The organism is Enterobacter sp. C6 (assembly GCF_008122455.1).
In the GTDB taxonomy this organism is placed as follows: Bacteria; Pseudomonadota; Gammaproteobacteria; order Enterobacterales; family Enterobacteriaceae; genus Enterobacter; species Enterobacter pseudoroggenkampii.
On sequence record NZ_QPFW01000043.1, the window covers coordinates 1 to 1,545 of the forward strand.

Here is a 1,545-nt window from a genome sequence, read left to right on the forward strand (position 1 = left end):
CCGTCACCGGTGCGGCAGCGGGTGACCTGGTGACTATCACCATTAACAGCGTGGATTACACCACCGTGGTGGATGCGGCGGGCAACTGGAGCCTCGGCCTGCCGGCGTCCGTCGTGCAGGGTCTGTCGGACGGCACCTGGACCATCGACGTCTCCGTGACCGACCGATCCGGCAACACCGGAAGCAGTTCGCTGGATGTGGTGGTGAATACCGTGACGCCTGTTATTGGTATCAGCACGCTGGCGGCGGACGACGTGATTAATGCGACCGAGAAGGGCGAAGATCTGCTGCTCTCCGGCACCAGCAACCAGCAGGAAGGCACGCGCGTCACCGTTAACCTGAACGGCATCAACTACACCGCCACCACCGACGCCAGCGGTAACTGGAGCGTGACCGTACCGGCCTCGGCCGTAAGCGCCCTGGGAGAAGCTCATTACACCGTGACGGCGAGCGTCACGGATAGCGTAGGCAACAGCGCCTCAACCTCACACGATGTGCTGGTGGACAGCTCGCTGCCGGTGGTGACGATCGGCACGCTGGCGGGCGACAATATCGTTAACGCGGCGGAAGTGGCGGCAGGGCAAACCCTGTCCGGTAAGGTGACGAACGCGGCGGCAGGTGACACTGTCACGATTATCCTCGGCGGTCAGACTTACACGGCTACCGTGCAGGACGATCTCACCTGGAGCCTGCCGTTAAGCGAAAGCCAGTTAACCGCGCTCGGCAATGGCGACCTCACCGTATCCGCCAGCGTGACCAACGCGCACGGTAATACCGGTTCTTCTTCTCTCGACTTCACCATCGACGCCCAGCTTCCGGGACTGCGTATTGATACGGTCGCAGGTGACGACGTGATTAACGTCATCGAACACGCCCAGAATCTGATTGTCTCCGGCACCAGCACCGATCTGGCGGCGGGCAGCGCCGTCACCGTGACCATTAACGGCAAAGCGTATTCCGCAACGGTGCTGGCCGACGGCACCTGGCAGGCAGCGGTACCGGCGGCGGACGTGTCCCAGTGGGCGGATGGCTCGCTGGATATCAAGGCAAGCGCGCAGGATGCCTCCGGCAACCCGGTGACCATCGGCACCGTCGTGGACGTCGATCTCGCGCCGGTCGCCATCACCATCAGCAGCGTGACCGACGACAACGTGCTTAACGCGGTGGAAAAAGGCCAGGACCTCGTGCTGTCCGGCACCACGTCCAACGTGGAAGCGGGTCAGACCGTCACCATCACCTTTGCGGGTAAAACCTATACCACGACGGTGGATGGCAACGGCGACTGGACCTGGACCGTTCCGGCTGCCGATCTGAGTGCCCTGAAGGACGGTGGCGCCAGCGTGCAGGTCAGCGTCACCAACGTGAACGGTAACGCGGCGTCTTCGGCGCAGGCATTCAGCGTCGACACCACCGCGCCGACGGTGACCATCAACACCATCAGCAATGACAATATGCTGAACGCGGCAGAGGCGGCGCAGGATCTGACCCTGAGCGGGACGTCTACTGCCGAAGCGGGCCAGACGGTCACCGTGACCTTCAACGGCA

The 1,545-nt window shown here is 63.0% G+C and carries 1 protein-coding gene; it reads left to right on the forward strand.

Going from position 1 to position 1,545, the window contains the following annotated elements; all coding sequences use genetic code 11:
* A partial coding sequence (locus DOU50_RS00295; protein ID WP_148768465.1) for an Ig-like domain-containing protein occupies positions 1-1,545 on the forward strand: 1,545 nt, incomplete at both ends.